Genomic DNA, 26,701 nt, shown 5'->3' with positions numbered 1-26,701 from the left:
GGTCATAAGTACCGCGCGAAGTATAGGGTATTTATGACCTTCCGTGTTTCAAGTCATTGATCCGGATGGGTTTTTTTCAGGCACGCTCCTCGCGTAAGTCATGCAGGCGTAACTTTCCCCACCGGAGAAACATCATGACTTTGCAGGACCAATCCCTCGGCCAGCTCGCCCGTCGCATTCCGGGTGCCACGCGGATCTTCCATGACTACGCGCTGGACTTCTGCTGCGGAGGCAAGCAGACGCTGCGCGATGCGGCGCAGGAAAAGGGTCTCAACGCCGCCGCCATCGAAGCCCAGCTGCGCGTGCTGCAGGACGAAGGCGAGCCCGCGGCCCACGACTGGAGTGCCGCGGCGCCCGCCGCGCTGATCGGGCATATCCTCACGCGCTTCCACGCGCGCCACCGCGAGCAACTGCCCGAGCTGATCCGCCTGGCGCGACGCGTCGAGCAGGTCCATGGCGACCGGCCCGATTGTCCGCTCGGCCTGGCGGATCACCTGACCGGGATGCTCGGCGAGCTGGAAACCCATATGCAGAAGGAAGAGCAGGTGCTGTTCCCGATGCTGTCGCGCGGCATGCATGCCGCCGCGGGCCGCCCCATCGCCGTGATGCGGCTGGAGCATGACGACCACGGCCAGGCGCTGCAGCGGCTGGCGGCACTGACCAACGACATCACGCTGCCGCGCGCGGCCTGCAATACGTGGCGCGCGCTCTACCTCGGGCTGCGCACGCTGCGCGAAGACCTGATGGAACACATCCACCTGGAAAACAACGTGCTGTTCGAGATTGCCGTAGCGCCCGCCGCGGCCACCGAGGCCCCGGCCTGCTCCTGCTCGACGCACGCCTGAGCCGGCCCGCACGCAACCACAACCAACGACTTAGCATCATGGGCTCTTACCGCAGACTCTGGTTCCTGTTGATCGCCGTGCTGGCGGTCACGTTCTCCCTGCTCGGCTACTACGGTGTCGAGGTGTACCGGCAGGCCCCGCCAATTCCGGCCAAGGTTGTCGTGGCCGACGGGCGCACGCTCTTTACCGGCGACGATATCCTCGACGGCCAGACCGCATGGCAGTCCGTGGGCGGCATGCAGCTCGGCTCGATCTGGGGCCATGGCGCCTACCAGGCGCCGGACTGGACCGCCGACTGGCTGCACCGCGAGCTGACCGCGTGGCTGGACCTGGCCGCGCAGGACGCCTACGGCCGTCCTTTCGCCAAGCTCACTCCGCCCGAACAAGGCGCGCTGCGCGAACAGCTGCGCACCGAATACCGCGGCAATGCCACCGATCCGGACACCAACGTGCTGACCGTGTCCAAGCGCCGCGCGCAGGCCATCGCCAACACCGCGGCTTACTACGACAAGCTCTTCTCCGACGCGCCGGCGCTGCACACCACGCGCGAGCACTATGCGATGAAGGAGAACACGCTGCCCAGCGCCGAACGGCGCGAGCAACTGACGCAGTTCTTCTTCTGGACGGCGTGGGCGGCATCGACTGCGCGCCCGGGGCATGAGGCCACCTACACCAACAACTGGCCGCACGAGCCGCTGATCGGCAACCAGCCCACCAGCGAGAACGTGGTGTGGTCGGTGATCAGCGTGGTGGTGCTGCTGGCTGGTGTCGGCTTCCTCGTGTGGGCGTGGGCCTTCCTGCGTGGCAAGGAAGAAGCGCCGCCGCAGGCGCCGGCGCGCGATCCGCTGCTGTCCGTGGCACTGACGCCGTCGCAGCGCGCACTCGGCAAGTACCTGTTCCTGGTGGTCGCGCTGTTCGTGTTTCAGGTGTTGCTGGGCGGCTTTACCGCGCACTACACCGTCGAAGGCCAGAAGTTCTACGGCATCGATGTATCGCAGTGGTTCCCGTACGCACTGGTGCGCACCTGGCATATCCAGAGCGCGCTGTTCTGGATCGCCACCGGCTTCCTGGCCGCGGGCCTGTTCCTCGCGCCGCTGATCAACGGCGGCAAGGACCCGAAGTACCAGCGCCTGGGCGTGGACGTCCTGTTCTGGGCACTGGTGGTCGTGGTGGTGGGCTCATTCACCGGCAACTACCTGGCGATCGCGCAGAAGCTGCCCGCGCACCTGAACTTCTGGCTGGGCCACCAGGGCTATGAGTATGTCGACCTGGGCCGCCTGTGGCAGATCGGCAAGTTCGCCGGCATCCTGATCTGGCTGGTGCTGATGATGCGCGGCATCCTGCCGGCGCTGCGTGCGCGCGGCACCGACCGCAACCTGCTGGCGCTGCTGACCTCGTCGGTGGTGGCGATCGGCCTGTTCTACGGCGCGGGCCTGGCCTACGGCGAGCGCACCAGCCTGACGGTGATGGAGTACTGGCGCTGGTGGGTGGTGCACCTGTGGGTAGAGGGCTTCTTCGAGGTCTTTGCCACTACGGCGCTGGCCTTCATCTTCTCCACGCTGGGGCTGGTGTCGCGTCCGATGGCGACCGCGGCCAGCCTGGCATCGGCCTCGCTGTTCATGCTGGGCGGCATCCCCGGTACGTTCCACCACCTCTACTTTGCCGGCACCACCACGCCGGTGATGGCAGTGGGCGCCGCCTTCAGCGCGCTGGAAGTGGTGCCACTGATCGTGCTCGGCCATGAGGCCTGGGAGAACTGGAGCCTGAAGCAGCGCGCGCCGTGGATGGCAGACCTGAAGTGGCCGCTGATGTGCTTTGTCGCGGTCGCGTTCTGGAACATGCTGGGCGCCGGGGTGTTCGGCTTCATGATCAACCCGCCGATCGCGCTGTACTACATCCAGGGCCAGAACACCACGCCGGTCCACGCGCACGCCGCGCTGTTCGGGGTGTATGGCTTCCTGGCACTGGGCTTCACGCTGCTGGTGCTGCGCTATGTGCGGCCGGCCTACCGGCTGAGCCCCGCTCTGATGAAGACCGCCTTCTGGGGTTTGAATGCAGGCCTGGTACTGATGATCGGCACCAGCCTGCTGCCGGTCGGCATCATCCAGTTCCTGGCCAGCGTCGAGCATGGCACCTGGTATGCGCGCAGTGAGGAATTCATGCAGCAGCCGATCCTGCAGACGCTGCGCTGGGTGCGTACGTTTGGCGACGTGGTGTTTATCGTCGGTGCGGTGTCGTTTGCCTGGCAGGTGGTGCTGGGGCTGGTGAACCGCACGCCGATGGCGGCGGATGCGGTGCCGGCGCGGATGAAGACGGCGGTGCGCTGAACGACGGAAAAGAAGTGGCAGTACTGACCCGCCCGGTGTTCCGGGCGGGTTTTGTTCTTTGCAGAGCAGGTCCGCTCAGCCCTGCGCGGGCTGCTGCGCCTCGGCCAGGATTTCGCGGATGGCCTGTTCGAAGGCTTCCACCGGCTGCCCGCCGGTGACCAGGTAGCGGTTGTTGAAGATGATGGACGGAACCGACTGGATACCCATGCCTTGGTACTCACGCTCCTCGGCACGAACCTCGTTGGCATAGTCATCGCCTTCCAGCAACTTGCGCGCCTGCGCAGCATCGAGGCCAACCGACTCGGCGGCTTCGACCAGCACCTCGCGATTGCTGGGATCCTTGCCATCCGTATGGTAGGCGCCCAGCAGCGCCAGCTTGAGCGGCAGCTGCTTGCCTTCGATGCCTGCCCAATGCAGCAGCCGATGCGCATCGAAGGTGTTGTAGACACGCGTGCGCTCGCCGAAGGTAAAGCCCACGCCGGCGCCGCGCTCGCGGATCATGGCCTGGGACTCGGCAATCTGCGCCGGCGTGCGACCGTATTTCTTGCCGAGGTAGTCGACAATGGCCTCGCCTTCGGGCCGCATGTCCGGATTCAGTTCAAAGGGGTGCAGGACGATCTCGGCGTCCACGGCATCGCCCAGGCGCTGGAGCGCCTGCCGCAGCGAAGACAGGCCGACGGCGCACCAGGGGCAGGCGATATCGGAGACGAAGTCGATTCTCAGGGGGTGGGTCATGGGCTTTTTCCCGGGAGGGCCGCGGGGTCGCGGCCCTCGGCACGTTGTGACAGTGCCGACAGGGTAGCGTGACTTGCGAATCCGTGCAGGAAGGCAAGCCAGGCATCCCCGGTCCCGTCAGTCCCAGCGGCGGCCCGGGCCGTCATGGCCGTGGTGGCGGGCCCATTCGCGCTCGCGCCATTCGCGGCGGTATTCGCGGTGATAGGCGCGGTGATAGGCGCGATGATAGTCGCGGCCGTCGTAGCGGTCATAGCGCACCGGGACTGGCGCCACCACCACCGGGCGCGGCGCATAGGCTACCGGCGCCGGTGCGTACACCGGTGCGGGCGCATAGACCGGGGCCGCCCGATAGACCGGGGCGGGGCGATAGACCGGCGCTGGCTCGGCCACCACCACGCCCGGCACGCCGATACCGATGTCGATATTCACACCGGCATAGGCGCCGGCGCTGGCCGCAAGCATTGCACCACCGACTACTGCCATGGCGACGATTCGTTTCATGGTTGCCTCCCAGGGGGCGTTGGACATGGGCTCACTGTAGAGGGCGGGCTCGTAATATAGGCCGCGCGAAGTGTTGCAAATGTGACGGGGTGTAAGCTGCGCTGCGCCGTGGTGGTGGTGGCGCCGCCGGTCGTCGGGGCCATGCCCTGTATCATTCAGTCCCGCACCAAAGCCCCACCTGCAGCTCTCGCCTCATGCGCCGTACCGTATTTCTCGCCCTTGCCCTGACCGGCCTCACCGTCGCCCCCGCCCGGGCCGAGCCGGACCTCCAGGCCGGCAAGGCCCTGTTCGCCGCGCGCTGCGCCTCGTGCCACCACGTCGGCCGCAACGCGCGTGCCGGGTTTGGCCCGCACCTGAACGGCATCTTCGGCCGCCAAGCGGGCGGCACCAGCGATTTCCAGTACTCAGACGCCATGCGTGCATCGAAAGTGGTCTGGTCGCGCGACACGCTGGACGCCTTTGTCCGCTCGCCGGGCAAGGTCGTGCCCGGCACCAGGATGCGCTTCTGGGGCATCGGCAACGACAAGCAGATCGAAGACCTGCTGGCCTACCTGCAGACTTTCAAATAAGCGCCACTGCGGTTGTCATTGCGCCGCGCCCGGGAAATGCGGCCCCGGGCCTTCGCCCGCCAGCGTGTCCTGCGGATTGCGCAGCGGGCACGCCTTGAGCGACAGGCAACCGCAGCCGATGCAGCCGTCGAGCTGGTCGCGCAGCTGCGTCAGTGTGCGGATGCGTTCATCGAGATCGTCGCGCCAGCTGGCGGACAGCCGGCGCCAGTCGGCGACGGTGGGCGCGCGTCCATCGGGCAGCTTCTGCATGGCCGAGGCGATCACCGCCAGGGGCAGTCCCATGCGCTGGGCCACGCGGATCACGGCCAGGCGGCGCAGCACGGCGCGCGGATAGCGGCGCTGGTTGCCGCCGCTGCGGGTGCTGGCGATCAGGCCGCGCGATTCATAGAAATGCAGGGCGGACACCGCGAGGCCGGTGCGCGCGGCGACTTCGCCGACGGAGAGCAGTGCTTCGGCGGGCGCCGGGCGGCGCCGGCGCGGTGTGTCGGGCTTGTTCGCGGATGCCATGGCAAGGGAGCAGCAGTCGGGCCAAAGAATGCCCATGCTACCACCATGGCTCTGCTTGACCTCAAGCTAAGTTGAGGTTTGATACTTGCGGCTCCATTGTTCGCCATTCCTCGATACAGAGTTGAAGACCATGTCGCCGCATGCCCGCCCCAATGACTCGCTAAGCTTCCTCAATCCTGCCGATCTGTATGACCCGCGTCCCAATGGCTACTCGCACGTGGCCGTGGTGCAGGGACCTGCCCGCATCGTGTATGTGGCCGGGCAGGGCGGCGAGGATGCCGCCGGCGGCCTCGCGCCGGATTTCCCGCGCCAGGTTGCGCGCGCCATGCAGAACCTGCGCATCGCGCTGCAGGCCGCGGGTGCCGACGTGGGCGATGTGGCCAAGCTCACGGTGCTGGTGGTCGACCACTCGCACGACCGGCTGCGCACCTTCGGTGCCGCACTGCGCGAGATGTGGGCCGACAAGCCGGTGCCGGCCTGCACGCTGATCCCGGTGCCGCGGCTGGCGCTGGACAATATGCTGTTCGAGATCGAGGCGACGGCCGTCCTGCCGGGGTGAGCAGGGGCGGGCCCCTGGGTTGGGGCCCGCCTGCCGGCCTTGACGCTTACTTGCCTTGCCCGCGCGGCGCCGCGCTGAAGGTCTTGTTGACGATCTTCCAGGCGCCGTCGATCTGCAGCAGCGTCATGTAGTCGGTGAAGACGACTTCCGGATAGTCCAGCACGACCTTGGCGACGCCGGCATTGCCCACCACGTCGAACTGCGTGATGAAGCGCCTGCGCTGCGCTTCGTCCGGCGCGGGGTGGCCGGGGCAGCGCGCCGAGACGAATTCCTCGACAGACAGCGAGTGCAGTGCGCCGTCTCGGAACGAGACGATGCGGGCGTCGGGGGAAAAGGCCTTGTACATGTACTCCGCCTTGCCGGTGATATGGCCTTGCAGGTAATCCTCGATCGGCGCGAGTGCTGCTACATGGCGGGAAGTCAGGCCGGTTTCACTGAACGTCATGGGTCTCCTCCAAAACTGGAAGCGGCAGTGCGCAGGCCTGCCGCGGCGTTGAAAGTCTTGATTGTATTCCAATTTTGTATGCAAAAACACGACAGATACGCGGTGGCTCAGACCGACGCAGCGATCAGCTCGCGCAACCACTGGTGCGCCGGGTCGCGATGCACGCGCTCGTGCCACAGCATCGACATCTCATAGCCAGGCACCTCGACCGGCGGTTCCACCACCTGCAGCGCCGTCGCACCGCGCACCAGCCGGGCCGGCAGCATCGCCACCAGGTCGGTGCTGGCCACCGCCGACGTGACGAATAGAAAGTGCGGCACGGACAACACCACGCGCCGCTGCATGCCGACGCTGGCCAGCGCCTCGTCCGTGACCCCGTAAAAGCCGCCGCCGTCCGGCGAAACGATCACATGGTCCAGCGCGCAGAACTGCGCCAGCGTAGGCCGGCGCTTGAGCCGTGGATGGCCGGCGCGGCCCACCAACACGTAGCGCTCGGAAAAGAGCGCGCGCCGGTGCATCCCCGGCGGTGCGCCATCGCTGGTGTGGAAGGCGAGATCGAGCTCGGCCTGCTCTGCCTGCCTGGCAATGCGCGAGGGGACCATTTCCACCACGGCCAGCCGCGCGCCCGGCGCCGCGGCGCGCAGCGCCTGCAGCGCTGGCAGCACGATGGTCGATTCCCCATAGTCGGTCGCGGCGACGCGCCAGGTCTGCGTGGCGGCGGCGGGATCGAACGGCGTGTCCGGCGACACGGTTTGCTCGAGCGCGGCCAGCGCCTCGCGCAACGGTTCGCGCAGGGCCTCGGCCCGGGCCGTGGGGCGCATGCCACGCGGGCCGGGCAGCAGCAACGGGTCGCCGAAATAGTCGCGCAGCCGGGCAAGGTGGACGCTGACCGAGGGTTGCGAGTAATTCAGCCGCTGCGCGGCGCGGGTCACATTCTGCTCGGACAGCAGCACGTCCAGCGTGACCAGCAGGTTCAGGTCCAGGCGCCTGAGATTAGTCATGACAATACCTGCGATATCGGATATTCATTTCCAATATACCGGAGCGCGCCCTATGCTGGCCTCACTTTCGCAATCCCTGGAAGCAGCCATCATGAACGTACTTCTCGTCTACGCCCATCCGGAACCCACCTCGCTGAACGGCGCCATTCGCGACTTCGCCGTGCAGCGCCTGCGCGATGCCGGCCATACCGTGCAGGTCTCCGACCTCTACGCGATGCAATGGAAAGCCCAGCTCGACGCGGCCGACAGCAAGGCGCGGCCCGGTTCCGCGCCGTTCCATCCGTCACTGGACTCGAAACACGCCTTCGAGAACGGCCTGCAGAGCGACGATATCGCGCGCGAGCAGGACAAGCTGCGCTGGGCAGATGCGGTGATCCTGCAGTTCCCGCTGTGGTGGTTCTCGATGCCGGCGATCCTGAAGGGCTGGGTCGAGCGCGTCTATGCCTATGGCTTTGCCTACGGTGTGGGCGAGCACTCCGACGAACACTGGGGCGACCGCTATGGCGAAGGCATGCTCGCCGGCAAGCGCGCCATGCTGATTGTCACCACCGGTGGCTGGGAATCGCACTACAGCCCGCGCGGCATCAACGGCCCGATCGACGACATCCTGTTCCCGATCCATCACGGGATCCTGTACTACCCGGGATTCGACGTGCTGCCGCCGTACGTGGTGTACCGGACCAGCCGGGTGGATGACGCGCGCTTTGCCACGATCCGCCACGAGCTAAGCCAGCGGCTGGACACACTCGGGACGACGGCGCCGATTCCGTTCAGGCCGCAGAATGCGGGGGACTATCACATTCCGCACCTGACCTTGCGCGAGGAGATCGCGCCCGGCCAGGCGGGCTTCGCCGCGCATGTGGCGTAGGGTCGGGGGAGTGCGGCCAGCCGCCCGCCATTGCGCTCCCCCGCTGGCTCACTCGCCGCGGATATCCGCCCGCGCCGCCACCGCCCGCATCTCCGGCAGTTCCTTCTCGACCCGCGCCTTGACCGCCGCGCCATTGCCCCACGCCGGCGTCAGCCCGAGTTCGGCCATGCGGGCCCTGGTCGCCGGTGCGTTGGCGACCTCGGCCAGCGCTTTCTCCAGCTTCTGCTGCACCGGCGCCGGCAGGCCGGCGGGTGCCAGCAGCGCGAACCACGTGCCCATCTGGAAGCCCGGATAGCCGCTCTCGGCCACCGTCGGCACCTGCGGCAGCGCGGGCAGGCGCTGCGGCGACAGCACCGCCACCGGCCGGATCTTGCCCCCCTTGATCAGCGGCAGGGTGGCCACGATGGTGTCGACCGCCACCTGCACCTGGCCGCCGGCCAGTGCCGTCAGGCTGGGCGCGCTGCCGTTGAAGGGCACGTGGACCATGCGGATGCCGGTGGCCGACTTGAGCATCTCACCGCCGAAATGCACCGACGAGCCGGTGCCGAAGGAGCCGTAGGAGAACTTGTCAGGACTGGCCTTGGCCTGCGTCACCAGGTCCTTGAGCGAGCGGATGGGCGTGTCCGGGTTGGCCACCAGCACCAGGCTCATGTCGGCGACCAGCCCCAGCGGCGTAAAGCTCTTGATGGGGTCATAGCCGAGGTTGGGGCGGATCGCCGGGTTCAGCGTCAGCGTGGTGCTGGCCCCGAGCAGCAGCGTATAGCCGTCGGGCGCGGCCTTGGCCACCTGGGTCGCGCCGATCACCGTGCTGGCGCCTGGCTTGTTCTCGACCACCACGGACTGGCCCAGCTTTTCGCCGAGGCCGACCGCCAGCAGGCGGCCCAGCACATCGGTGGCGCCGCCGGCGGCGAACGGCACCACCAGCCGCAGCGGACGGTCGGGCCAGGTCTGTGCCGCGGCCGGGGCCGCGGCCAGCGCCATCAGGCTGGCGCATGCGAGTAAGAGCTTCGGGGGCATTGCGGTCATCGGAAATCACTCCTGCCGGCAGTTGGGGGAATTCGAAGCAAGCGATGGCCACGACGGGCGGCCGCCATGGATGGCCGCCCGGTGGCGCGGGCGTTCAGGCCAGCCAGGGGCTGCGCATGCGCGAGAAGCCGCCGGCCTGGTCATAGGCATGGCCAAGCTGCAGCACCGCGGCGTCGGCCTGCGCCGGGCCGATGATCTGCAGGCCAGCGGGCAGGCCCTGCGGGCCAAAGCCTGCCGGCGCGGCCAGCGCCGGCAGCCCGGCCATCGTGGCCGGCACCACTGCCTGCATCCAGCGGTGATAGGTGTCCATGTCGCGGCCGTCGACCGCATGCGGCCAGTCCCAGTTCGCATCGAACGGGAATACCTGGGCGACCGGCAGCACCAGGTAGTCGAAGCGCTCGAACAAGGCGCGCAGCGCCTGGTACCACGCGCTGCGCTCGCACATCGCTTCATAGACGCGGTTGCCGGACAGGGCCAGCCCGCGCTCGATCTCCCACACCGCCTCGGGCTTGAGCAGCATGCGCGTGGCCGGGTCGCGGTAGAGCGCGGCATTGGCGCCCGCCACCGAGAAGCTGCGCAGGTCGATCCACGCCCGCCACAAGCGCTCCAGGTCAAACGCGGGCAGTGCGGCATCGACGCTGCAGCCGAGCGTGCGCAGGTGCATGAGCGCCTGCTCGCAGGTGTCGAGCAGTCCGGGTTCGGTCGGCAGGTGGCCGCCAAGGTCGCCGAGCCAGCCGATGCGCACGCCGGTCCAGTCGCGCTCGGGCGGCAGCGCGAACGTGCCCGGCGGCTCGGTGCGGCGCGTCAGCGGCAGCCGCGCATCGAAGCCGGCCTGCACCGACAGCAGCAGCGCCAGGTCCGGCACGTTGCGCGCCATCGGGCCGGCCACGCTGAACTGCTGGAAGAAGACCTCGTCTGCCGGCCCGTGCGGCACGCAGCCGAACGAGGTGCGCAGGCCGTATACATGGTTGAATGCCGCCGGCGTGCGCAGCGAGCCCATCATGTCGGAGCCGTCGGCGACCGGCAGCATGCGCAGCGCCACGGCCACGCCCGCGCCGCCGCTGCTGCCGCCGGCAGAGCGCGCCGGGTCGAAGGCATTGCGCGTGGTGCCGTAGACCGGGTTGTAGGTATGGCCGCCGAGGCCGAACTCAGGCGAATTGGTGCGCCCGACAAAGAGCGCGCCCCCGGCGCGCATGCGCTCGAACACCACCGCGTCGGCCTGGCTGACCTGGCCGGCAAAGATCGGCGAGCCCTTGGTGGTGACCATGCCCGCGGCCGGGCTGATGTCCTTGGGCGCCTGCGGAAAGCCGTGCAGCGGGCCGCGGCTGGCGCCGCGCGCAAGTTCGGCGTCGAGCCCGGCGGCCTGCGTGCGCAGCGTGTCGCGCTCCATCGGGGCGACGATGGCGTTGACGCGCGGGTTGTGGCGGTCGATCTGGCCGAGGAAGGCATCGAGCACTTCCACGCACGAGAGCTCGCGCGCATGGATGGCGCGCGACAGCGCGACGGCGTCGAGTTCGACGATGGGATCGGTGGGGAGTGGTTCGGGCGACATGGCTGGCGGCGTCTCCTGTGGTTTGTGAGAAAGCATACGGGTGCCGCGGGGTTTCCCACAATCGATGAATTTTTCAAATATCCTTGCGTAAAACGCAAACCGCCACGCCCACCGAGCCGGAGGCCGCCCCATGCTGTCGCATCGTCTGCAAGACACCTCGCTGCGCTATTTCCTGGAAGTGGTGCGCAGCGGCTCGCTGACCGAGGCGGCGCAGCGGCTGAACGTCACGGTCTCGGCGGTCAGCCGCCAGGTGGGTGCACTCGAGGCGCTGCTGGGCGTGCCGTTGTTCGACCGCCGCCCGCGTGGCATGGTCGCCAGCGCCGCCGGCGAGCTGCTGGCCGCCTATGCGCTGCGCGGCGCACTCGAGGCCGATCGCGTGGTGTCGGAGATCGCGGCGCTGCAGGGCCTGCGCCGGGGCCGGGTGCGCGTGGCCAGTTCGGCCGGGTTTGCCATCGAGTTCCTGCCGCGCATCATTGCCGAGTTCCGCGAGCGCTATCCGGGGCTGCACTTCCACGTGCGCGTGGCGCCGCCGGCCGAGGTCACCGGCATCGTGCTGCACGGCGACGCCGATATCGGCATCACCTACAGCCGTGCCGCGGAACAGGGCATCCGCGTGGAGCACCGGCAGCCGGCGCCGGTGATCGCGATCATGCGCCCGGACCATCCGCTGGCGCGTTTTCGCAGCGTCACGCTGGCGCAGATGCAGCCGTATCCGCTGGCGCTGCCGGAGGGCGACAACACCGTGCGCCAGCTGTTCGACATCGCCTGCGGCGAGCGCGGCGTGGTGTTCGAGCCGGTGCTGGTGACCAACCATTTCGAGACGCTGACCAACTTCGTGCTGCATGGCGGCGGCCTGTCGATCTCCGGTGCGGTGACCGTGGGCGACCGGCTGCGCCGCGGCGAGCTGCACGCCGCGGCGATCCGCGAACGCGGCATGAAGAGCCGCGCGATCGAACTGCAGACGCTGGCCGGACGCACGCTGCCCGAGGGCGTGCGCGCGTTCCTGGGGTTTATCCGGGACAGGCTGGCGGCGGAGGGGAGCGTGGCGGGCGCCTAGCACCGCGCCTGGCCCTAAACCGCCCGCTTGCGCCGCGTGGCAGCAGGCCGGTCCAGCACCACCCACGCCGGCGCATGGTCGCTCGGATGCTCCTCGGCGCGCACCCAGCGGTCCACGCCGGCATCGCGCAGGCGCGGTGCCAGGTCGGCGCTCAGCAGCAGGTGGTCGATACGCAGGCCGGAGTCGGTCTGCCAGTGCTGGCGGAAGTAGTCCCAGAAGGTGTAGATGCGCTCGTCGGGGTAACGCGCGCGCAGCGCGTCGGTCCAGCCCTGTGCCAGCAGGCGCGCGTAAGCGTCGCGGCTTTCCGGCTGCAGCAGCGCGTCCTTGCGCCACGAGCGCGGGTTGTAGATGTCTTCGTCGGTGGGTACCACGTTGTAGTCGCCCGCCAGCACCACCGGATGGCCGCTGTCGAGCAGGGTCTGCGCGTGTTCGATCAGGCGCTCGAACCATGCCAGCTTGTAGTCGAACCTGGGTCCCGGTTGCGGGTTGCCGTTGGGCAGGTAGAGGCAGCCGATCACCATGCCCTGCACCGCGGCTTCCAGGTAGCGGCTGTGGCTGTCGTCCGGGTCGCCGGGCAGGCCGCGGCGCACTTCCACCGGCTCGCTGTCGCGCGCCAGGATCGCGACCCCGTTCCATGACTTCTGGCCATGCCAGGTCACGCCATAGCCCGCTTCCCGGATCTCGCGGGCGGGGAAGCTCTCGTCGGCGGTCTTCAGTTCCTGCAGGCAGGCGATATCCGGCGCCTCGTGCTCCAGCCAGCGGAGCAGCGCCGGCAGCCGGCTGCGGATGCCGTTGATATTGAAGGTGGCGATCTTGAGCGTGGGCATGCCGCGTTGCAGGGTTCCAGGAACGAGGCCGGCCGGCGGGTGCCGGCCGGTTTGCTGCGTCAGCGCGTCAGCGCATCAGGCGCGCCATGTACTGCCCGACACGTCGGTGCTGCCCGGGGTGCCGGTGGCGGCGGTGCTGCCGGCGATGCCAGTGCCCTCGCGGCGCACGCGGATGTCGTTGCTGACCTCCGTGACGCCGTAGGTGCCGTCGGCCAGGTCTTCGATGTAGTACTTCTGGCTGCGGCTAGGCACTGTGCCCGCCAGCGTCACCACGCCGCTGCTGACCTCGACGCTCACGTCGCTGACGTCCACGCCGCGCGCATAGCTGAGGCGCTCGCAGATCTGGTCGCGGATGCGGTCGTCGCTGCGCTGATAGCCGCGCGGGCCCGCGTGGCGCTCGCGTTCATGGTAGGGCGCATGGTAGCCCCCATAGCCGCGTTCGCGTTCCCGCTCGTCGTCGGAGCTGCCGAACAAGTCGCCGACGGCCTCGCCGATGCGGCGGCCGAGGTTGTAAAGCACGCCATGGTCCTCGCGGTCATCATCCCCGTCGTCATCGCGCTCGCCGACTTCCCAGCCACGGCGGCGTGCGCTTTCGCGGCTGTAGCGGCGGCCGTAGCGCTGCTCCTCGTCCCAGTCGTTGCCGGGTTCGGTCCAGTAACGGGTGTCGCTGCGCAGTTCGCTGAAGGACGGATCGTGCTCGCCGCTGCGCGCCGCTTCGTGGGGGGCGCGCGCGCGCTCGGCGCTTTCGCGCCACTGGCGTTCGGCGGAATCGTCGTCGCGCTGCCAGGCTTGCGGATCGCGCCATTCGCCAGCGCGTTCCCAGCCGTAGCCGCCGTTCAGGCCGTAGCGCAGGTTGCTGCCGCTGCTGCCGTAGCGGCCTTCTTCGCGGCGGCCGTAGCGGTCGTCATCGCGGCTGCCGAAGCGCTCGTCGCGGCTGCCATAGCGGCCGTAGCGGTCGTCATCGCGGCTGCCGAAGCGCTCGTCGCGGCTGCCATAGCGGCCAGAGCGGTCGTCTTCTCGGCTGCCGTAGCGTTCGTCACGGCTGCCAGAGCGGCTTTCATAGTCCCGGGCGCCGGGCCGTTCGGGATACCGGCGCGCGCTGTACTGCTCGCTGTAGTCGCCGGCCGGGCGGGCCGGGCCGCCATAGCTGGTTTGCCCCGGTGACAGCTGCTGGCGCCGCCGCTGCGCCTGCCAGTGATCGCGCTCGGATTCCGGCTGCCAGTCGTCGTCGTCCCATGCATGGCGGCGCTGGCGTTCGTCGCGTTGGCGTTCGTCGTAGTAGTAGCTCATGCTGATTTCCTGAGTATGTGAGTTTGGCGCCATGAGCGGATGCCGACGCGAAAAAAGCGTGCGGCCCCGCGGGCGGGTATTCAGGAAACGGCAAGATTCGTACCGTGCGGCCGGGCCGCCTGGCAGGGCGCTGCGGCGGCTGGATGCGTGCAACCATTGCAGAGCGTGTAAGGGTTGCAAGCTTGTTGCTTCAAGAAAAATGGCGCGGCATCCACAATAAGGGAGCCGCGCCACTTGTCTTGCTGCCAGCGTGCTGCAGCACAGCATGGTCCTTCCCACGCTTCGGAACCGTCGCGACGGTCAAGGCAGGCGCGCCTGCGGCAGCATCCGCACGGCCAGCGCTGCCAGCGCCGCAGCGCTGGCCAGTGCGGCCACGCCGGTCCAGCCGTAGTGCGCCAGGGTCACGCTGCCGAGGGCGGCGCCCGCGGCCATGCCGGTGAACATGCCGACGAACAGCACCGCGTTCAGGCGGCTGCGGGCGCCGGGGTCGATGCCGTAGACGATGGTCTGGTGCGCCACCAGCGTGACCTGCACGCCCAGGTCGAAGCCAATCGCGCTGGCGCCGATCAGCCACAGCTGGCCCTGGGGGGGCAGCAGCGGCGACAGCAGCATGGCGGCGAAGGAAAGCGCCGTCAGCACGGCCCCGAGCCGGGTCACCAGCTCAGGCCCGCGGCGGTCGGCAATGCGGCCGGCGATGGGAGCACCGAGCGCGCCGGCCGCGCCGGCCAGGCCGAACGCTCCCGCGGCTTCACTGCCGAGATGGAAGGGCGCGCCATGCAGCATCACCGCCAGCGTGGACCAGAACGCGCTGAAGCCCACCGACAGCAGGGCCTGCGCCAGCGCGGCGCGGCGCAGCGCCGGATGCGCACGCCATAGCGTGGCCAGCGACCCGAGCAGCGCCCGGTACGGCAGCACCGCGGTCGGCGTGAAACGCGGCAGGTGGCGCCGTGCCACCAGCGCGATCGCGGCGATGCTCGCCGCTGCCGCCAGGAACATCGCGCGCCAGCCGAAATGCTCGCCGACAAAGCCGCTGACCACGCGCGACAGCAGGATGCCCAGCAGCAGGCCGGTCATCACCGTGCCCACCACCTTGCCGCGTTCGGCGTCGGGCGCCAGCGTCGCGGCCGCGGGCACGATGTCCTGGGCCAGCGTGGCAGACAGGCCGATCGCCAGGCTGGCGGCCAGCAGCATGCCGATGCCGGGCGCGAAGCCCGCCAGCAGCAAGGCGGCTACCAGCACCACGGATTTGGCCAGGATGATGCGCCTGCGGTCGAAGCGGTCGCCGAGCGGGGCCAGCAGCAGGATGCCCAGCGCATAGCCGAGCTGCGTCAGGGTCGGGATGGCGCCGACCACCGTATCGGACGTGCGCAGGTCCGGCGTCATGATGCCGAGCATGGGCTGGCTGTAGTACAGCGAGGCGACCGACGCGCCGGCGCCGGCGGCGAGCAGCAGCACCAGCCTGCCGGGCAGGGCCGGTCTGGCAACGGGCGCGGACGCGGAGGTAGCGTCGAGGGCGGACATATTGTGTTTCCTTGGATCTGGTGTCTGGAATGGGGGGAAGTGTTGTCCAGCCGGCCGCGTTCTGGTAGACGTGTGCCGTGAACAATGGCTATACGAGGCACGTATGAAGCGCCAGGCGGTCCCCACGCCATCGACGCGGCGGCAGGCGCCGCGCAAGCAGGCTCCCGGCCCCGGCGCTACCACGGCCGACCGCATCGAACTGATGCAGACCTTCGTGCGCATCGTCGAGTCAGGCAGCCTGTCGATGGCTGCGGCGCAGATGCACACCACGCAGCCGACCATCAGCCGCCGCCTGCAGACGCTGGAGCGGATGCTGGGCGTGCGGCTGTTGCAGCGCTCCACGCATGCGATGAACCTGACCGAGGACGGCGAGCGCTGCTACGAGCGGGCCAAGGAACTGGTCGCCGACTGGGCGACGCTGGAGGCCGACCTGCGCGGGGTCGGCTACGAGCCCGAGGGCACGCTGCGCGTGCTGGTGCCCCATGCCTTCGGCCAGGAATTTCTGGTCGGCCCGCTGGCCGGCTACCTGCAGCAATATCGCAAGGTCTCGGTGGAATGGCTGCTGCACGACCGCACCCCGGATTTCATTGCCGAAGCCATCGATTGCGCTATCCATGTGGGCGAGGTGCATGAGCCGGGCGTGGTCGCGGTGCGGCTGGCCGAGATACCGCGCCTGGTCATCGCAGCGCCGTCGCTGTTCGAGGGCAGGCCGCTGCCACGCCGGCCCGAGGACCTGGAAGACCTGCCCTGGCTCGCGCTGCGCACCTTCTATCGGAACGAGATCGAGCTGTCGCACCAGGCCAGCGGCGAGCGCCGCCGGATCGGCTTCCGGCCGCGCGTCAGCACCGACAGCCTGTACGCGCTGCGCGCCTCCACCCGGCTGGGGCTGGGCGTCGGCGTGGGCTCGGCCTGGATTTTCGCCGACGACCTCGCCCGTGGCGAACTGCTGCACCTGTTGCCGGACTGGCAGGCGGATCCGTTGCCGATGCACCTGGTCTATCCCTACGCGCGCTTCTACCCGGCCAAGCTCAGGTTCTTTATCGACGCGGTGCGCCAGGCGATTCCGGGACTGGGCGTGGTGGAGTTGCCCGACGCCAGGCGCGGCCTGGGCGGCCGGATCAAGCGCGCGTCAACTGCACCGAAGCGTCGCTGATACGCCGCGCAGGCGAGCGGAGATCCGGTAATGACGTATCCTGTGGCGGTCGCCAGCTTGCCGGTGAACCCCTGGGGCCAGACATCATGGTGCTTGCGTGATCCGCCGCCGCGTCTTTCCAGGCATGCGTAGAAGGGGCCGAATGCTCGCATTGGTTGCCGTCGTTCTCGTGCTCGCCCTAGGCGGCATCGTGGCGTACAACCTGATCGGCGGCGAAAAACGCATCGAGCGCCGCCTCGACCGGCTCTACGGCCTGGCCGACCCCCAGTTCGCCCGCGAGCTGGGCGTCCTGCTCGGGCCGCCGGTCGTCGACGGCAACCGCTACCGCGTGCTCAGGAACGGCGACGAGATCTTCCCCGCGATGCTGGGCGCGATCCGCGGCGCGAAGAAGACCATCAATTTCGAGTCCTACATCTACTGGTCGGGCGATATCGGCAACGAGTTCGCGCAGGCCCTTGCCGAGCGCGCGCAGGCAGGCGTCAAGGTGAAGGTCCTGCTGGACGCGGTCGGCAGTTCCAAGATCGACGAGTCCGCGCTGGGCCTCATGACCCGTGCCGGCGTGGACGTGCGCCGTTATCACCCGGTGCGCTGGTACACCGTCGGCAAGCTCAACAACCGCACGCACCGCAAGGTGCTGGTGGTCGACGGCACGATCGGCTTTACCGGCGGCGTCGGCGTCGCGCCGGAATGGACCGGCAACGCCCAGGATCCTGACCACTGGCGCGATACGCATTTCCAGGTGGAAGGCCCCGTGGTGGGCCAGATGCAGTCCGTGTTCCTGGACAACTGGATCAAGGTCAGCGGCGCGGTGCCGCATGGCCCGGACTACTTCCCTGAACTGCCGCCGGTCGGCAACGGCCGCGCCCAGATGTTCAGCAGCTCCCCCACGGGCGGCAGCGAGAGCATGGCGCTGATGTACCACCTCGCCATCACGGCGGCGGCCCAGGCCATCGACCTGTCCGCGGCCTACTTCGTGCCGGATGAACTGACAGAAAAAGCCTTGCTGGCGGCTTTGGCAAGAGGCGTCAGGGTGCGGGTGATCGTGCCGGGCGAGCATATCGATTCAGAAACCGTACGCTCGGCTTCGCGCGGCCGCTGGGGCGCGCTGCTCAAGGCGGGCGCGCTGATTGCCGAGTACGCGCCGACGATGTATCACTGCAAGGTCCTGATCGTCGATGGCCTGCTGGTGTCGGTCGGGTCGACCAATTTCGACAACCGGTCCTTCCGCCTCAACGACGAAGCCACGCTCAATATCCTGGATGCCGCCTTTGCCGCCGAACAGACCCGGATCTTCGAGGGGGACCTGACGCTGTCGCGCCCGGTGACGTACACACAGTGGGTCAACCGCCCCTGGACCGAAAAGCTGCGCGACCGGATGGCTTCGCTGATCGGCTCGCAACTCTGACGTCATATGCCGGGTGGCCCTCCGATCCGGTGCCGCTTCCTCCGCAAGGTCGCCCCTTGACGCCGGCATCCGCCGACGCCCCCTTCCTTCCCGATGGGTTCGACGCCACACGGTGACCGGCTTGCCGGATAAACCGCCGGCTTTGTGCGCTGCAGATTCCCTCACAAGCATCCCATCGGGCACATTCTGACTTTTGCCTTGACCTGACACCGCCCGTTTCCTATAAATCGACCATCCACATGGATGGTGCATGGATGGCGCATGGATGGGGATTGGAGGGTTATGCGCGTGCTTGCATCGTTGAGCCCAACGCTGAATGAAGACATGACCCCTCAGAAAACCGAAGCCTCACCCCTGACGAAACCGAAGACCGGTGATACGGAAAAAATCACCATCAACCTCGGCCCGGTAGACCTGGGGCAGATCGACCTGCTGGTCGAAGAAGGCTTTTACTCGAACCGCTCTGATCTGATCCGGACAGCCATCCGGAACCAACTGGTCGCGCATGCGGTGGTTATCCAGGAAACGGTGAGCCGTCGCGCCCTGGTCCTCGGGCTGCAGCACTTCACCAAGAAGGACCTGGAGGCGGCGCGCGCGGCCAATGAACGACTCGATATCCATGTCCTCGGCCTGGCGAGCATTGCGTCGGATGTCAGTCCGGAGCTTGCCCTGGCGACCATCGAGTCCGTCGTGGTACTTGGCGCCTTTCACGCCCCGGCTGCAGTCAAGGCTGCGCTGGCCGGGCGAATACGGTAGTTCGCGGCAATGTCGCCGCCCCTGGTTCGCCAGGTTGCCTGGAAACAATGATGAGAATGAATGACGCGTTCCTCGCTTCGATGTACGAGGCCATGCAGCTGCTGCAGACGGCAGGCCCGATGGAGGCCACCGAGGTCATCCAGCGGGCACTGCGCCAGCACGCTTCCGCGGTTGTGCAGCCCGGTCCGGCGGCGCCAATGCCGGCACAAGTGGTCGAACGCCTGTTGACCCATGACGGGGCTGCGGTTCGAACCCGCGGCCCCGATGGCGTGGGCCTGGAGCGCACGGCGGCCCGCGCGCCTTCTGCTGCCCCGGCTTCCCAGCCCGCACAAACCGCTGCCCGCGCCGAACCCGGGCACTTCACCCAGCGCACCTACGCCAACCAGGCCGGCACCCGCGCGTACAAGCTCTACATCCCGGCCGGCCGGCATGCCGAGCCGATGCCGCTGGTCGTGATGCTGCACGGATGTACGCAGGACGCCGACGACTTCGCCGCCGGCACCCGCATGAATGAACTTGCCGAGCGGCTCGGCTTCGCCGTGCTGTACCCGATCCAGCCGACCGACGCCAACCCAACGAAGTGCTGGAACTGGTTCCGGCCCGGCGACCAGCAAGCCGACCGCGGCGAGCCCTCGTTGATTGCCGGCATGACCCGCGAGGTCATCGCCGCCCACGGCATCGACGCCCGGCGCGTCTATGTAGCCGGCCTGTCCGCCGGCGGCGCGATGGCGGCCGTGCTGATCCAGCGCTATCCCGGCCTGTTCGCGGCGGCTGGCATTCACTCGGGCTTGCCCGCGGGCAGCGCGCACGACCTGCCGTCCGCGCTGGGCGCCATGCGGGGAGGCAAGGGCATCGGCGTGTCGAAGGGCAACAGCGCGCAGCCGCTACCGCCCACCAGGCCGATGATCGTGTTCCATGGCGATGCCGACAAGACCGTACACCCGTCCAACGGCAGCGGGCTGGTGGCGCCATTCGAGCAAGGCGCGGCGCGCAAGGGCCAGCAGCGCGGGACCTCGCGCGCGGGTCACGACTACTCGCTGAGCAAGATCACGACGCCCGCCGGCATCGACGCCGAGTACTGGGTGATCCACGGCGCCGGACACGCGTGGTCGGGCGGCAGCGGTCGCGGCAGCTACACCGATCCGAAGGGGCCCGACGCCAGCGCGGAGATGCTGCGGTTTTTCCTGGCGCATCCGCGCGCAGACTGAGGCGTGCACGGAGCGGAGGAAAACGCTGGATTTCCGCCCACAAGCCGTGCATTTCGCCCCACCCAGGGGCATTTTCTGCACCCTCTTTGAGCGTCATCAAAGTCTTTGCCAAACGGCCTTCAGCCCCCGAAAACACGGCCGATAGGACGGTAACCACCCCGTTCCATCGAGCCCCATGACCCCCTTCCTACGCCCCGCCGAGCGCCTGATGGCGCGCCTCAATATCAACCAGAAGCTCACGCTGATCGCGGTGCTCTTCCTGGTGCCGCTGTGTGGCGCGATGTATGTCGTGCTGAGCGCTTCCGCGCATGCGATCCGAGCCACCGACAGCGAGATGCGCGGGCTTGCCATCGTCGAGCACGCGCTCGATTTCATGCGCGAGACCCAGGTGCGTCGCGGCGCCGCCAATGCCGTGCTGGCGGGCAATGCGGGTTTCCGCCCGACCTTCGACGGCGCGGATAACAACGTCGCCGCCAATCTCGCCCAGCTGATCCGCACGGCCGCGGAGAATCCCGCCTTCGGCCTCGATGACGGCGCGCGCAAGCTGGAGCAGGACTGGCAGCAGATTCGCGGCCTGGGCCTGAACACCACAGCCGGGCCGCTGTTCGCGCGGCACAGCGCGCTGGTCAGGCAGACGCAACTGTATATCGGTGATGTGGCCGACCGCTCCGAACTGGCGCTGGACGGCGAAGCCGCCTCGTACTATCTGATCAGCCTGCTGGCGGGCCCCATGCCCCGGCTGGCCGAGCAGAGCGCGCTGGCGCGCGGTCGCGGCGCCGGCATCATTGCGCGCGGCGGTTATGCGGATGCGGCGCAACAGGCCGATCTTGGCGCACTGGCCGAGCAGATCCACGAAGGGCTGGAAGCGGTGCGGCGCGATCTTGCACGCGTGCGCTACAACGCGCCCGCCCACCAGGCTCAGGTGGACGCGGCCCTGGCAAAACTGGCGGCAATGGACAACTTCTATCGCACGCTCAAGGTGCGCATGCTGGGCGCGGGCGGCATCGACATCGAGGCCAAGGCGTATTTCGATGAGGCGAGCGCGGCGATCGACGGCGTGCTGGCGGCCAACAAGGCGTTCTCCGCCATTGCTGGCGCGATGCTTGCGCAGCGCATCGCCGCGCAGAAACGGCAGTTCGCACTGCTGGCGGGGGTTGCGCTGGTCACGGTGTCGATCGCGTTCTACCTGTTTATCGGCTTCAGCCGCGGCATGCGCAGTGACGTGCGCGAGGTGGCCGGGATGGTCGAGCGCATCAATGCCGGCGACCTCGGCCTGCGCATGGCGGTGCACGGGCGCGACGAGTTCAGCGACGTCAAGCGGCACCTGCTGTCGCTGGTGGACAGCTGGCGCGCGCTGATCGGCGATACCAAGGCCGGCGCCCACAACGTGCTGGCGGCGGCGGGCGATATCGCGCAGGGCAATATCGACCTGTCGCAGCGCACTGAGGAGCAAGCCTCGTCGCTGGAGCAGACTGCGGCCAGCATGGAGCAGCTCACCGCCACCGTGCAGCAGAACGCCGGCAGCGCCGGGCAGGCCAGCGAACTGGCGCGCGAAGCCTCGGGCATTGCGCTGGCCGGTGGCGAGGCGGTGGGCCGCATGCAGCAGACCATGCAGCAGATCGAGGCCGATTCGCGCCGCATCGTCGACATCATCGCGGTGATCGACAGCATTGCCTTCCAGACCAATATCCTGGCGCTCAATGCGGCGGTGGAAGCCGCGCGCGCCGGCGAGGCCGGACGCGGCTTTGCCGTGGTGGCGACCGAGGTGCGCGGGCTGGCGCAGCGCGCGGGCAGCTCGGCCAAGGAGATCCGCGCGCTGATCTCGCAGTCGGCAGAGCGCGTGGCAGCCGGCAACACGCTGGCACTGGATGCGGCGGCGACCATGGAGAACACCGTCAGCGCGATCGCGCGCGTCACCGCGATGATGGACGAGATCAGCCACGCCTCGCGCGAGCAGAGCACCGGCATCGCCCAGGTCAACCAGGCGATTGCGCAGATGGACCAGGTCACGCAGCAGAATGCCGCGCTGGTGGAAGAGGCCGCCGCCGCCGCGCAGTCGCTGCAGGAGCAGGCGCTGCATATGCAGCGGGCGATGGCGGTGTTCCGGACGGAGGCGGAAGCCTAGCCACCTCGCAGTGCTCAGCGCCGGAAGATCCAGATCACGACGGACACCAGCACCGACACCAGGATGCAGGTCGTGATCGGAAAGTAGAAGCTGAACCCGTCCCGGACGATATGGATATCGCCGGGCAGCCGCCCGAGCGGCAGCTTCGACAGCCAGGGCCAGGCAGCGGCGGCTGCGATCAGCAGGCAGCCAAGGATGAGAAGCAGGCGTTGCATGATTGGATGGGATTCGGTTCGGCCGTGCCTTGTGGTAGCCCCATGTCCTGATACGTTGGACAGGCACGTCGCCGCGGGATTGCATCGGCTCGGCGCAGCGGGGCCAGGGACTATAGGTCGCGGGTTTCGGAATGTAAATTGAGAGTTGGCGCTCTTTACATGAAATTTCCTTATCTGATCGGATTGTCGCAGGGGTAGTCTGTGAATAAGTTTCGCGACTAGCCTCTTTCTTGATAGAAACCACCGTTCCATGAAGCCAAAATGGCCAACCCCGGGCCGCAAAGGGCAAGAATCCTGGTGAATTCCGCATGCCCACGGCCGCTGGACTGCCCCATTTCCTGCCGGGTTTACGCCAATTTTGAGTCGCAATGCCCGTTGCCTAAGATTCGTTCAATTAGGGAACATTAGTTCGCTATTAGAACATGATCGCATGTCCTGCCTGGAGGGCGGTTAGTGCGATTTCCAGGCAAACGGAGACAGCAGTGACACATCCCACCCAAACCAAAGGCGGCGTCGCAGACGTCCAGGCCTTGATCGACGGCCAGCGATTCACTGGTTACCAGTGGCTCATTCTTGGCCTGTGCTTCCTGATCGTTGCCGTTGACGGATTCGATACCGCGGCGATGGGCTATATCGCGCCGGCGCTGGTGCAGGACTGGGGGATCGAGAAATCAGCCCTCGGGCCCGTCATGAGCGCGGCCCTGTTCGGCCTTGCTTTCGGTGCGATCTTCGCCGGTCCGCTGGCCGATCGTGTCGGCCGCAAGAAGGTGCTGGTGCTGTCGGTCTTCTTCTTTGGCGCCTGCAGCCTCGCCACCGCGTTTGCGCCCACGCTGGGCTGGCTCACGGTCTGGCGCTTCCTGACCGGCCTGGGCCTGGGCGCCGCCATGCCCAATGCCGTGACGCTGACCTCGGAGTTCGCGCCGCAACGCAGCCGTGCCGTGCTCGTGAACACCATGTTCTGCGGTTTTCCGCTCGGTTCCGCGGCTGGCGGCTTTGTCGCCGCCGCGGTGATTCCGCACTTCGGCTGGCACAGTGTGCTGCTGCTTGGCGGCATCGTGCCACTTGCGCTCGCGCTGTTCCTGGTGGTGCTGCTGCCGGAGTCCGTGCGCTACATGGTCCTGCGCAAGTATCCGGCGGACCAGATCCGCAAGGTGCTGCGGCGCGTGACCGGCGCGGACCTGCCCGAGGCCAAAAGCTTCATCATCAGCGAGCAGGCCCCGGCGACCCGATCCGCCATCGGCACCGTGCTGGCTCCCGGCTATCGCCTGGGCTCGGCGATGCTGTGGTCCACTTACTTCATGGGCCTCGTCATCTTCTACCTGCTGACGAGCTGGATGCCGACACTGATGAAGGACGCCGGCTTCTCGATCCAGCACGCGTCATTCCTGACGGCGCTGTTCCCGCTCGGCGGCGGCATCGGCACCATCGCGGCCGGCTGGTTCATGGACCGCTTCAATCCGAACAAGGTCATCGCCATCACGTACGCCGCAACCGGCGTGCTGATCTACGCAGTGGGCCACGGCACCGGCAGCCAGGTGCTGCTGGGCGTGCTGATCTTCATCGCCGGTACGGCCATGAACGGCGCCCAGTCGTCGATGCCTTCCCTGGCCGCGGCCTTTTACCCGACGCAGGGCCGCGCCACCGGCGTCGCCTGGATGCTTGGCATCGGCCGCTTCGGCGGCATCACCGGTGCGCTGCTAGGTGCTGAACTGCTGCGCCTGCACCTGGGCTTCGACACGATCTTTACGCTGCTCACCGTGCCGGCATTCCTTGCAGCCGGCGCACTGCTGGTGAAGCATTTCAGCAGCCGCCCCGCGGCGGTTGCCGGCGACCCGGTCAAGGGCGGCGCGAGCATCGCAAGTCACTGAGCGGAAGCAGGCTGGGCCGCGGCGCGAATGCAGTTCGCCAGCGCCTCGGCCATCGGCGTGAGCGTGCGGTCGCCGTGCCGCAGCAGGCCGATCGGCTCCTCGGTGCCCTGCGTATCGATCGGCAGGAGTACCAGATCCCCCTCGGATACCGCGCGCCTGGTTGCAGAGAGCGGCGCTGCCCACACGCTGTCGCTCTGCCGGGCCAGCAGCCGTCCGAGATAGGCGTCCGCGGTTTCCACGCAGCCGCCCGGCAGGGGCAGGCCGTGCCGGGCGAGCAGGCTTTCCGTGTTGTGGCGTGGAATCGAGCCCGCGGCCGGGATGACCAGCGGCCACGCCAGCGCGTCGACCAGCGTTGGCCGCGATACGGCGGCGAGGGGATGCCCGGGGCGAACCGCCAGCGCCAGCGAGTCCGGGCCCAGGGACTCGAACCACAGGCTCTCCATGGCCACCGGGTCATCCATCCGGCCAATGACGAGGTCGAGCACATCCGCCTTGAGCTGGTCGATGAGGTTGCGGTTCATGCCGGTCTGCACGGCAAGGCCGACCTCGGGATGCGCGGCGCGGAAACGCAGCAGGGCGTCAGTCAGCACTGCCGGCACGACGCTCGGCAGTGCACCCAGCCTGATGCGCTCCTGCGGCAGCGCATCCGCGCCGGCCATGCTGTCCGCCGCCGCATCGATATCCGCGAGGATGCGCAGGGCGTGGCGCAGGAAGCGCGTGCCGGCGGTGGTCAGTTCGGTGCCGGCCCGCTGCCGGACCAGCAGGCGGGTGCCGGCCAGTTCCTCGAGCTCGCTCAGTGTCTTGGAGACGGCCGGCTGCGTCAGCCCCAGGCGTTCGGCGGCGCGGCCCAGGTGCTGGGTCTGGGATACTGCCACGAAGCAATAGAGATGCCGGAGCCGCACGCGATTGCGGAAGATTTCGAGTACGGGCGGTGGCATAGGCGCGGGATGGGGTTTCATGCCAAAAAGTTATCGTATTTCGCAAGAATCTTAATTTACATGACTTTATGTGTTGTTTAAAGTCAAACCATTCCAATGACAAGGAGACTGCGCGATGACCCGTCTTGCCCAGTACCGCCGTCCCTACTGGGACACCCAGCCCGAATACCGCTTCGATACCTATGCCTCCACGCAGAAGCGCTCGCCGGGCCAGCCGCTGATTGCGCTGCCGCAGTCGCTGTCTGAAGTGACCGGGCCCAACTTCGGCGCCGAGTTCGTCCGCGAAGGGGATAACGACCTCACCGTCGGCAACGGCGGCGAGCCCATCGGCGAGCGCATCCTCGTCACCGGCCGGGTGCTGGACGAGAATGGCAGGCCGGTGCCGAATGCGCTGATCGAAGTCTGGCAGGCCAACGCGGCCGGCCGCTACGTGCACAAGCGCGACCTGCATGATGCGCCGCTCGACCCCCATTTCTCGGGCGAGGGCCGCACCGTCACCGATGCCAGCGGGCGCTACCAGTTCAAGACCATCAAGCCTGGCGCCTATCCCTGGCGCAACCACCACAATGCCTGGCGGCCGCAGCATATCCACTTCTCGCTGTTCGGCAACGCCTATGCCACGCGGCTGGTGACGCAGATGTATTTCCCCGGCGATCCGCTGTTGCCGTTCGATCCGATCTTCAACTGCGTGCCGGACGAAAAGGCGCGCGACCGGCTCGTCGCCAGCCTCGACTGGGAGACGACCCAGCCCGAATACGCGCTCGGCTACCGTTTCGATATCGTGCTGCGTGGCCGCGATGCCACGCCGATGGAGTAAGACCATGCTTTACGCCACCGCATCCCAGACTGTCGGCCCTTATCTCCATATCGGCCTGAGCGGCCTGAACTGCGCCGACCTGACCGCCAGCGCGCCGGAACTGGCCGGCCAGCGCATCGTGATCGAAGGCCGCGTGACCGACGGCAACGGCGAGCCCGTGCCGGACGGCATGGTCGAGATCTGGCAGGCCAACCCCGCCGGCCGCTACCGCCACCCTGACGATGCGCGCGAGCTGCCGCTGGTGCCCGGCTTTACCGGCTTCGGCCGCGTGCCGACCGAGGCCGACGGCTCGTTCCGCTTCGTCACCGTCAAGCCGGGCACCGTGCCCGGTCCGGACGGCCGGCCACAGGCGCCGCACATCATGGTGTCGGTGTTCATGCGCGGACTGGTCAAGCATGTCGCCACGCGGGTGTATTTCCCGGAGGAGGCCGCGGCCAATGCGGCCGACCCGGTCCTGGCGCTGGTGCCGGCCGAGCGGCGTAGCACGCTGGTTGCCAGCGATGCCGGCAACGGCACGCTGCGCTGGAATATCGTGCTGCAAGGGCCGGACGAGACCGTGTTCTTCGATATCTGAGGGCCGCGCACC

At 68.0% G+C, this 26,701-nt stretch carries 26 protein-coding genes; 14 read left to right on the top strand and 12 right to left on the bottom strand.

Translation table 11 applies throughout. The features are described 5' to 3' along the window. Window positions 1-134: 134 nt before the first annotated feature. Window positions 135-845 (top strand): iron-sulfur cluster repair protein YtfE, encoded by a 711-nt coding sequence (gene ytfE / locus ABNX08_RS30975; protein ID WP_022539612.1) that lies wholly within the window; start codon window positions 135-137, stop codon window positions 843-845. Window positions 846-883: 38 nt separating this feature from the next. Continuing rightward, window positions 884-3,172, top strand: a complete 2,289-nt coding sequence (locus tag ABNX08_RS30970; RefSeq protein WP_022539611.1) for a nitric-oxide reductase large subunit — start codon at window positions 884-886, stop codon at window positions 3,170-3,172. A 75-nt stretch (window positions 3,173-3,247) separates the two neighbouring features. On the opposite strand, the gene ABNX08_RS30965 is transcribed toward ABNX08_RS30970, so the two are convergent. Next, window positions 3,248-3,907 carry a DsbA family oxidoreductase gene (locus tag ABNX08_RS30965; protein WP_022539610.1) on the bottom strand — a complete coding sequence of 220 codons (660 nt, stop codon included), beginning with the start codon at window positions 3,905-3,907 and terminating at the stop codon, window positions 3,248-3,250. 117 nt (window positions 3,908-4,024) lie between these two features. Beyond that, window positions 4,025-4,408: a hypothetical protein gene (locus ABNX08_RS30960; protein ID WP_041681855.1), complete on the bottom strand. Its 384-nt coding sequence runs from the start codon at window positions 4,406-4,408 to the stop codon at window positions 4,025-4,027. Between the two features lie 194 nt (window positions 4,409-4,602). Between ABNX08_RS30960 and ABNX08_RS30955 the strand changes: the two genes are divergently transcribed. Beyond that, window positions 4,603-4,977, top strand: coding sequence for a cytochrome c family protein (locus ABNX08_RS30955; protein WP_022539608.1), 375 nt, complete (start codon window positions 4,603-4,605; stop codon window positions 4,975-4,977). A 15-nt stretch (window positions 4,978-4,992) separates the two neighbouring features. On the opposite strand, the gene soxR is transcribed toward ABNX08_RS30955, so the two are convergent. Beyond that, on the bottom strand, window positions 4,993-5,484 hold the full coding sequence (soxR, locus tag ABNX08_RS30950) for a redox-sensitive transcriptional activator SoxR (RefSeq protein ID WP_041681854.1): 492 nt from the start codon (window positions 5,482-5,484) through the stop codon (window positions 4,993-4,995). A 130-nt stretch (window positions 5,485-5,614) separates the two neighbouring features. Here soxR and ABNX08_RS30945 point away from each other — a divergent pair, with 130 nt between their 5' ends. Beyond that, a complete protein-coding gene (locus ABNX08_RS30945) occupies window positions 5,615-6,043 on the top strand; it encodes a RidA family protein (protein WP_022539606.1) in 429 nt (142 codons plus the stop codon). 46 nt (window positions 6,044-6,089) lie between these two features. Here the strand turns inward: ABNX08_RS30945 and ABNX08_RS30940 are convergent, their stop codons facing one another. Next, a complete protein-coding gene (locus tag ABNX08_RS30940) occupies window positions 6,090-6,488 on the bottom strand; it encodes a nuclear transport factor 2 family protein (RefSeq protein WP_022539605.1) in 399 nt (132 codons plus the stop codon). 107 nt (window positions 6,489-6,595) lie between these two features. Beyond that, window positions 6,596-7,489, bottom strand: a complete 894-nt coding sequence (locus tag ABNX08_RS30935) for a LysR family transcriptional regulator (protein WP_022539604.1) — start codon at window positions 7,487-7,489, stop codon at window positions 6,596-6,598. Window positions 7,490-7,580: 91 nt separating this feature from the next. Between ABNX08_RS30935 and ABNX08_RS30930 the strand changes: the two genes are divergently transcribed. Next, entirely contained in the window at window positions 7,581-8,357 is a 777-nt protein-coding gene (locus tag ABNX08_RS30930; protein WP_041682228.1) for an NAD(P)H-dependent oxidoreductase, read from the top strand. A gap of 48 nt (window positions 8,358-8,405) precedes the next feature. Here the strand turns inward: ABNX08_RS30930 and ABNX08_RS30925 are convergent, their stop codons facing one another. Together ABNX08_RS30925 and ABNX08_RS30920 are read right to left on the bottom strand one after the other, a co-directional pair. Then, entirely contained in the window at window positions 8,406-9,383 is a 978-nt protein-coding gene (locus tag ABNX08_RS30925) for a tripartite tricarboxylate transporter substrate binding protein (RefSeq protein ID WP_022539602.1), read from the bottom strand. A gap of 94 nt (window positions 9,384-9,477) precedes the next feature. Further along, window positions 9,478-10,935, bottom strand: a complete 1,458-nt coding sequence (locus tag ABNX08_RS30920; RefSeq protein ID WP_022539601.1) for an amidase — start codon at window positions 10,933-10,935, stop codon at window positions 9,478-9,480. A 130-nt stretch (window positions 10,936-11,065) separates the two neighbouring features. Between ABNX08_RS30920 and ABNX08_RS30915 the strand changes: the two genes are divergently transcribed. Next, window positions 11,066-11,992 (top strand): LysR substrate-binding domain-containing protein, encoded by a 927-nt coding sequence (locus ABNX08_RS30915; RefSeq protein ID WP_022539600.1) that lies wholly within the window; start codon window positions 11,066-11,068, stop codon window positions 11,990-11,992. A 14-nt stretch (window positions 11,993-12,006) separates the two neighbouring features. Here ABNX08_RS30915 and xth read toward each other — a convergent pair whose 3' ends face one another. From xth to ABNX08_RS30900, 3 genes are all read right to left on the bottom strand, one after another. Beyond that, window positions 12,007-12,819: an exodeoxyribonuclease III gene (gene xth / locus ABNX08_RS30910; RefSeq protein ID WP_022539599.1), complete on the bottom strand. Its 813-nt coding sequence runs from the start codon at window positions 12,817-12,819 to the stop codon at window positions 12,007-12,009. Window positions 12,820-12,894: 75 nt separating this feature from the next. After that, window positions 12,895-14,109 carry a BON domain-containing protein gene (locus ABNX08_RS30905; RefSeq protein WP_022539598.1) on the bottom strand — a complete coding sequence of 405 codons (1,215 nt, stop codon included), beginning with the start codon at window positions 14,107-14,109 and terminating at the stop codon, window positions 12,895-12,897. 300 nt (window positions 14,110-14,409) lie between these two features. Beyond that, window positions 14,410-15,630: an MFS transporter gene (locus ABNX08_RS30900; protein ID WP_022539597.1), complete on the bottom strand. Its 1,221-nt coding sequence runs from the start codon at window positions 15,628-15,630 to the stop codon at window positions 14,410-14,412. Window positions 15,631-15,733: 103 nt separating this feature from the next. On the opposite strand from ABNX08_RS30900, the gene ABNX08_RS30895 reads away from it, so the two are divergent. The 5 genes from ABNX08_RS30895 to ABNX08_RS30875 all read left to right on the top strand — a co-directional run bounded on the left by ABNX08_RS30895 (window position 15,734) and on the right by ABNX08_RS30875 (window position 22,277). Then, window positions 15,734-16,783, top strand: a complete 1,050-nt coding sequence (locus ABNX08_RS30895) for a LysR family transcriptional regulator (protein ID WP_374063696.1) — start codon at window positions 15,734-15,736, stop codon at window positions 16,781-16,783. Between the two features lie 124 nt (window positions 16,784-16,907). Beyond that, the gene (locus ABNX08_RS30890; protein ID WP_051369987.1) at window positions 16,908-18,188 is read left to right on the top strand and encodes a phospholipase D-like domain-containing protein; all 1,281 of its coding nucleotides are present in this window, start codon (window positions 16,908-16,910) and stop codon (window positions 18,186-18,188) included. A gap of 324 nt (window positions 18,189-18,512) precedes the next feature. Beyond that, complete coding sequence (locus ABNX08_RS30885; RefSeq protein WP_041682227.1) at window positions 18,513-18,944, top strand: CopG family transcriptional regulator; 432 nt, start codon at window positions 18,513-18,515, stop codon at window positions 18,942-18,944. Between the two features lie 50 nt (window positions 18,945-18,994). Then, on the top strand, window positions 18,995-20,152 hold the full coding sequence (locus ABNX08_RS30880) for a PHB depolymerase family esterase (RefSeq protein ID WP_041681853.1): 1,158 nt from the start codon (window positions 18,995-18,997) through the stop codon (window positions 20,150-20,152). Between the two features lie 175 nt (window positions 20,153-20,327). After that, window positions 20,328-22,277, top strand: a complete 1,950-nt coding sequence (locus tag ABNX08_RS30875; protein ID WP_349607277.1) for a methyl-accepting chemotaxis protein — start codon at window positions 20,328-20,330, stop codon at window positions 22,275-22,277. A 14-nt stretch (window positions 22,278-22,291) separates the two neighbouring features. On the opposite strand, the gene ABNX08_RS30870 is transcribed toward ABNX08_RS30875, so the two are convergent. Continuing rightward, window positions 22,292-22,492 carry a DUF2905 domain-containing protein gene (locus ABNX08_RS30870; protein ID WP_010810842.1) on the bottom strand — a complete coding sequence of 67 codons (201 nt, stop codon included), beginning with the start codon at window positions 22,490-22,492 and terminating at the stop codon, window positions 22,292-22,294. 482 nt (window positions 22,493-22,974) lie between these two features. Here ABNX08_RS30870 and ABNX08_RS30865 point away from each other — a divergent pair, with 482 nt between their 5' ends. Further along, a complete protein-coding gene (locus ABNX08_RS30865; protein ID WP_022539591.1) occupies window positions 22,975-24,360 on the top strand; it encodes an aromatic acid/H+ symport family MFS transporter in 1,386 nt (461 codons plus the stop codon). Here the strand turns inward: ABNX08_RS30865 and ABNX08_RS30860 are convergent. Then, window positions 24,354-25,319: a LysR substrate-binding domain-containing protein gene (locus ABNX08_RS30860; RefSeq protein ID WP_349607278.1), complete on the bottom strand. Its 966-nt coding sequence runs from the start codon at window positions 25,317-25,319 to the stop codon at window positions 24,354-24,356. The two genes, ABNX08_RS30865 and ABNX08_RS30860, sit on opposite strands and share 7 nt — an antisense overlap. A 94-nt stretch (window positions 25,320-25,413) precedes the next feature. Here ABNX08_RS30860 and pcaH point away from each other — a divergent pair, with 94 nt between their 5' ends. Both pcaH and pcaG read left to right on the top strand, forming a co-directional pair. Then, a complete protein-coding gene (gene pcaH / locus ABNX08_RS30855; protein WP_022539589.1) occupies window positions 25,414-26,115 on the top strand; it encodes a protocatechuate 3,4-dioxygenase subunit beta in 702 nt (233 codons plus the stop codon). Window positions 26,116-26,119: 4 nt separating this feature from the next. Then, window positions 26,120-26,689, top strand: a complete 570-nt coding sequence (gene pcaG / locus ABNX08_RS30850; protein WP_022539588.1) for a protocatechuate 3,4-dioxygenase subunit alpha — start codon at window positions 26,120-26,122, stop codon at window positions 26,687-26,689. The last annotated feature ends 12 nt before the right edge of the window (window positions 26,690-26,701 follow it).

Origin of the sequence: Cupriavidus sp. DF5525, from assembly GCF_040149425.2 — a bacterium.
GTDB classification, from domain to species: Bacteria; Pseudomonadota; Gammaproteobacteria; order Burkholderiales; family Burkholderiaceae; genus Cupriavidus; species Cupriavidus pickettii_A.
This window is presented reverse-complemented; position numbering and strand designations above follow the sequence as displayed.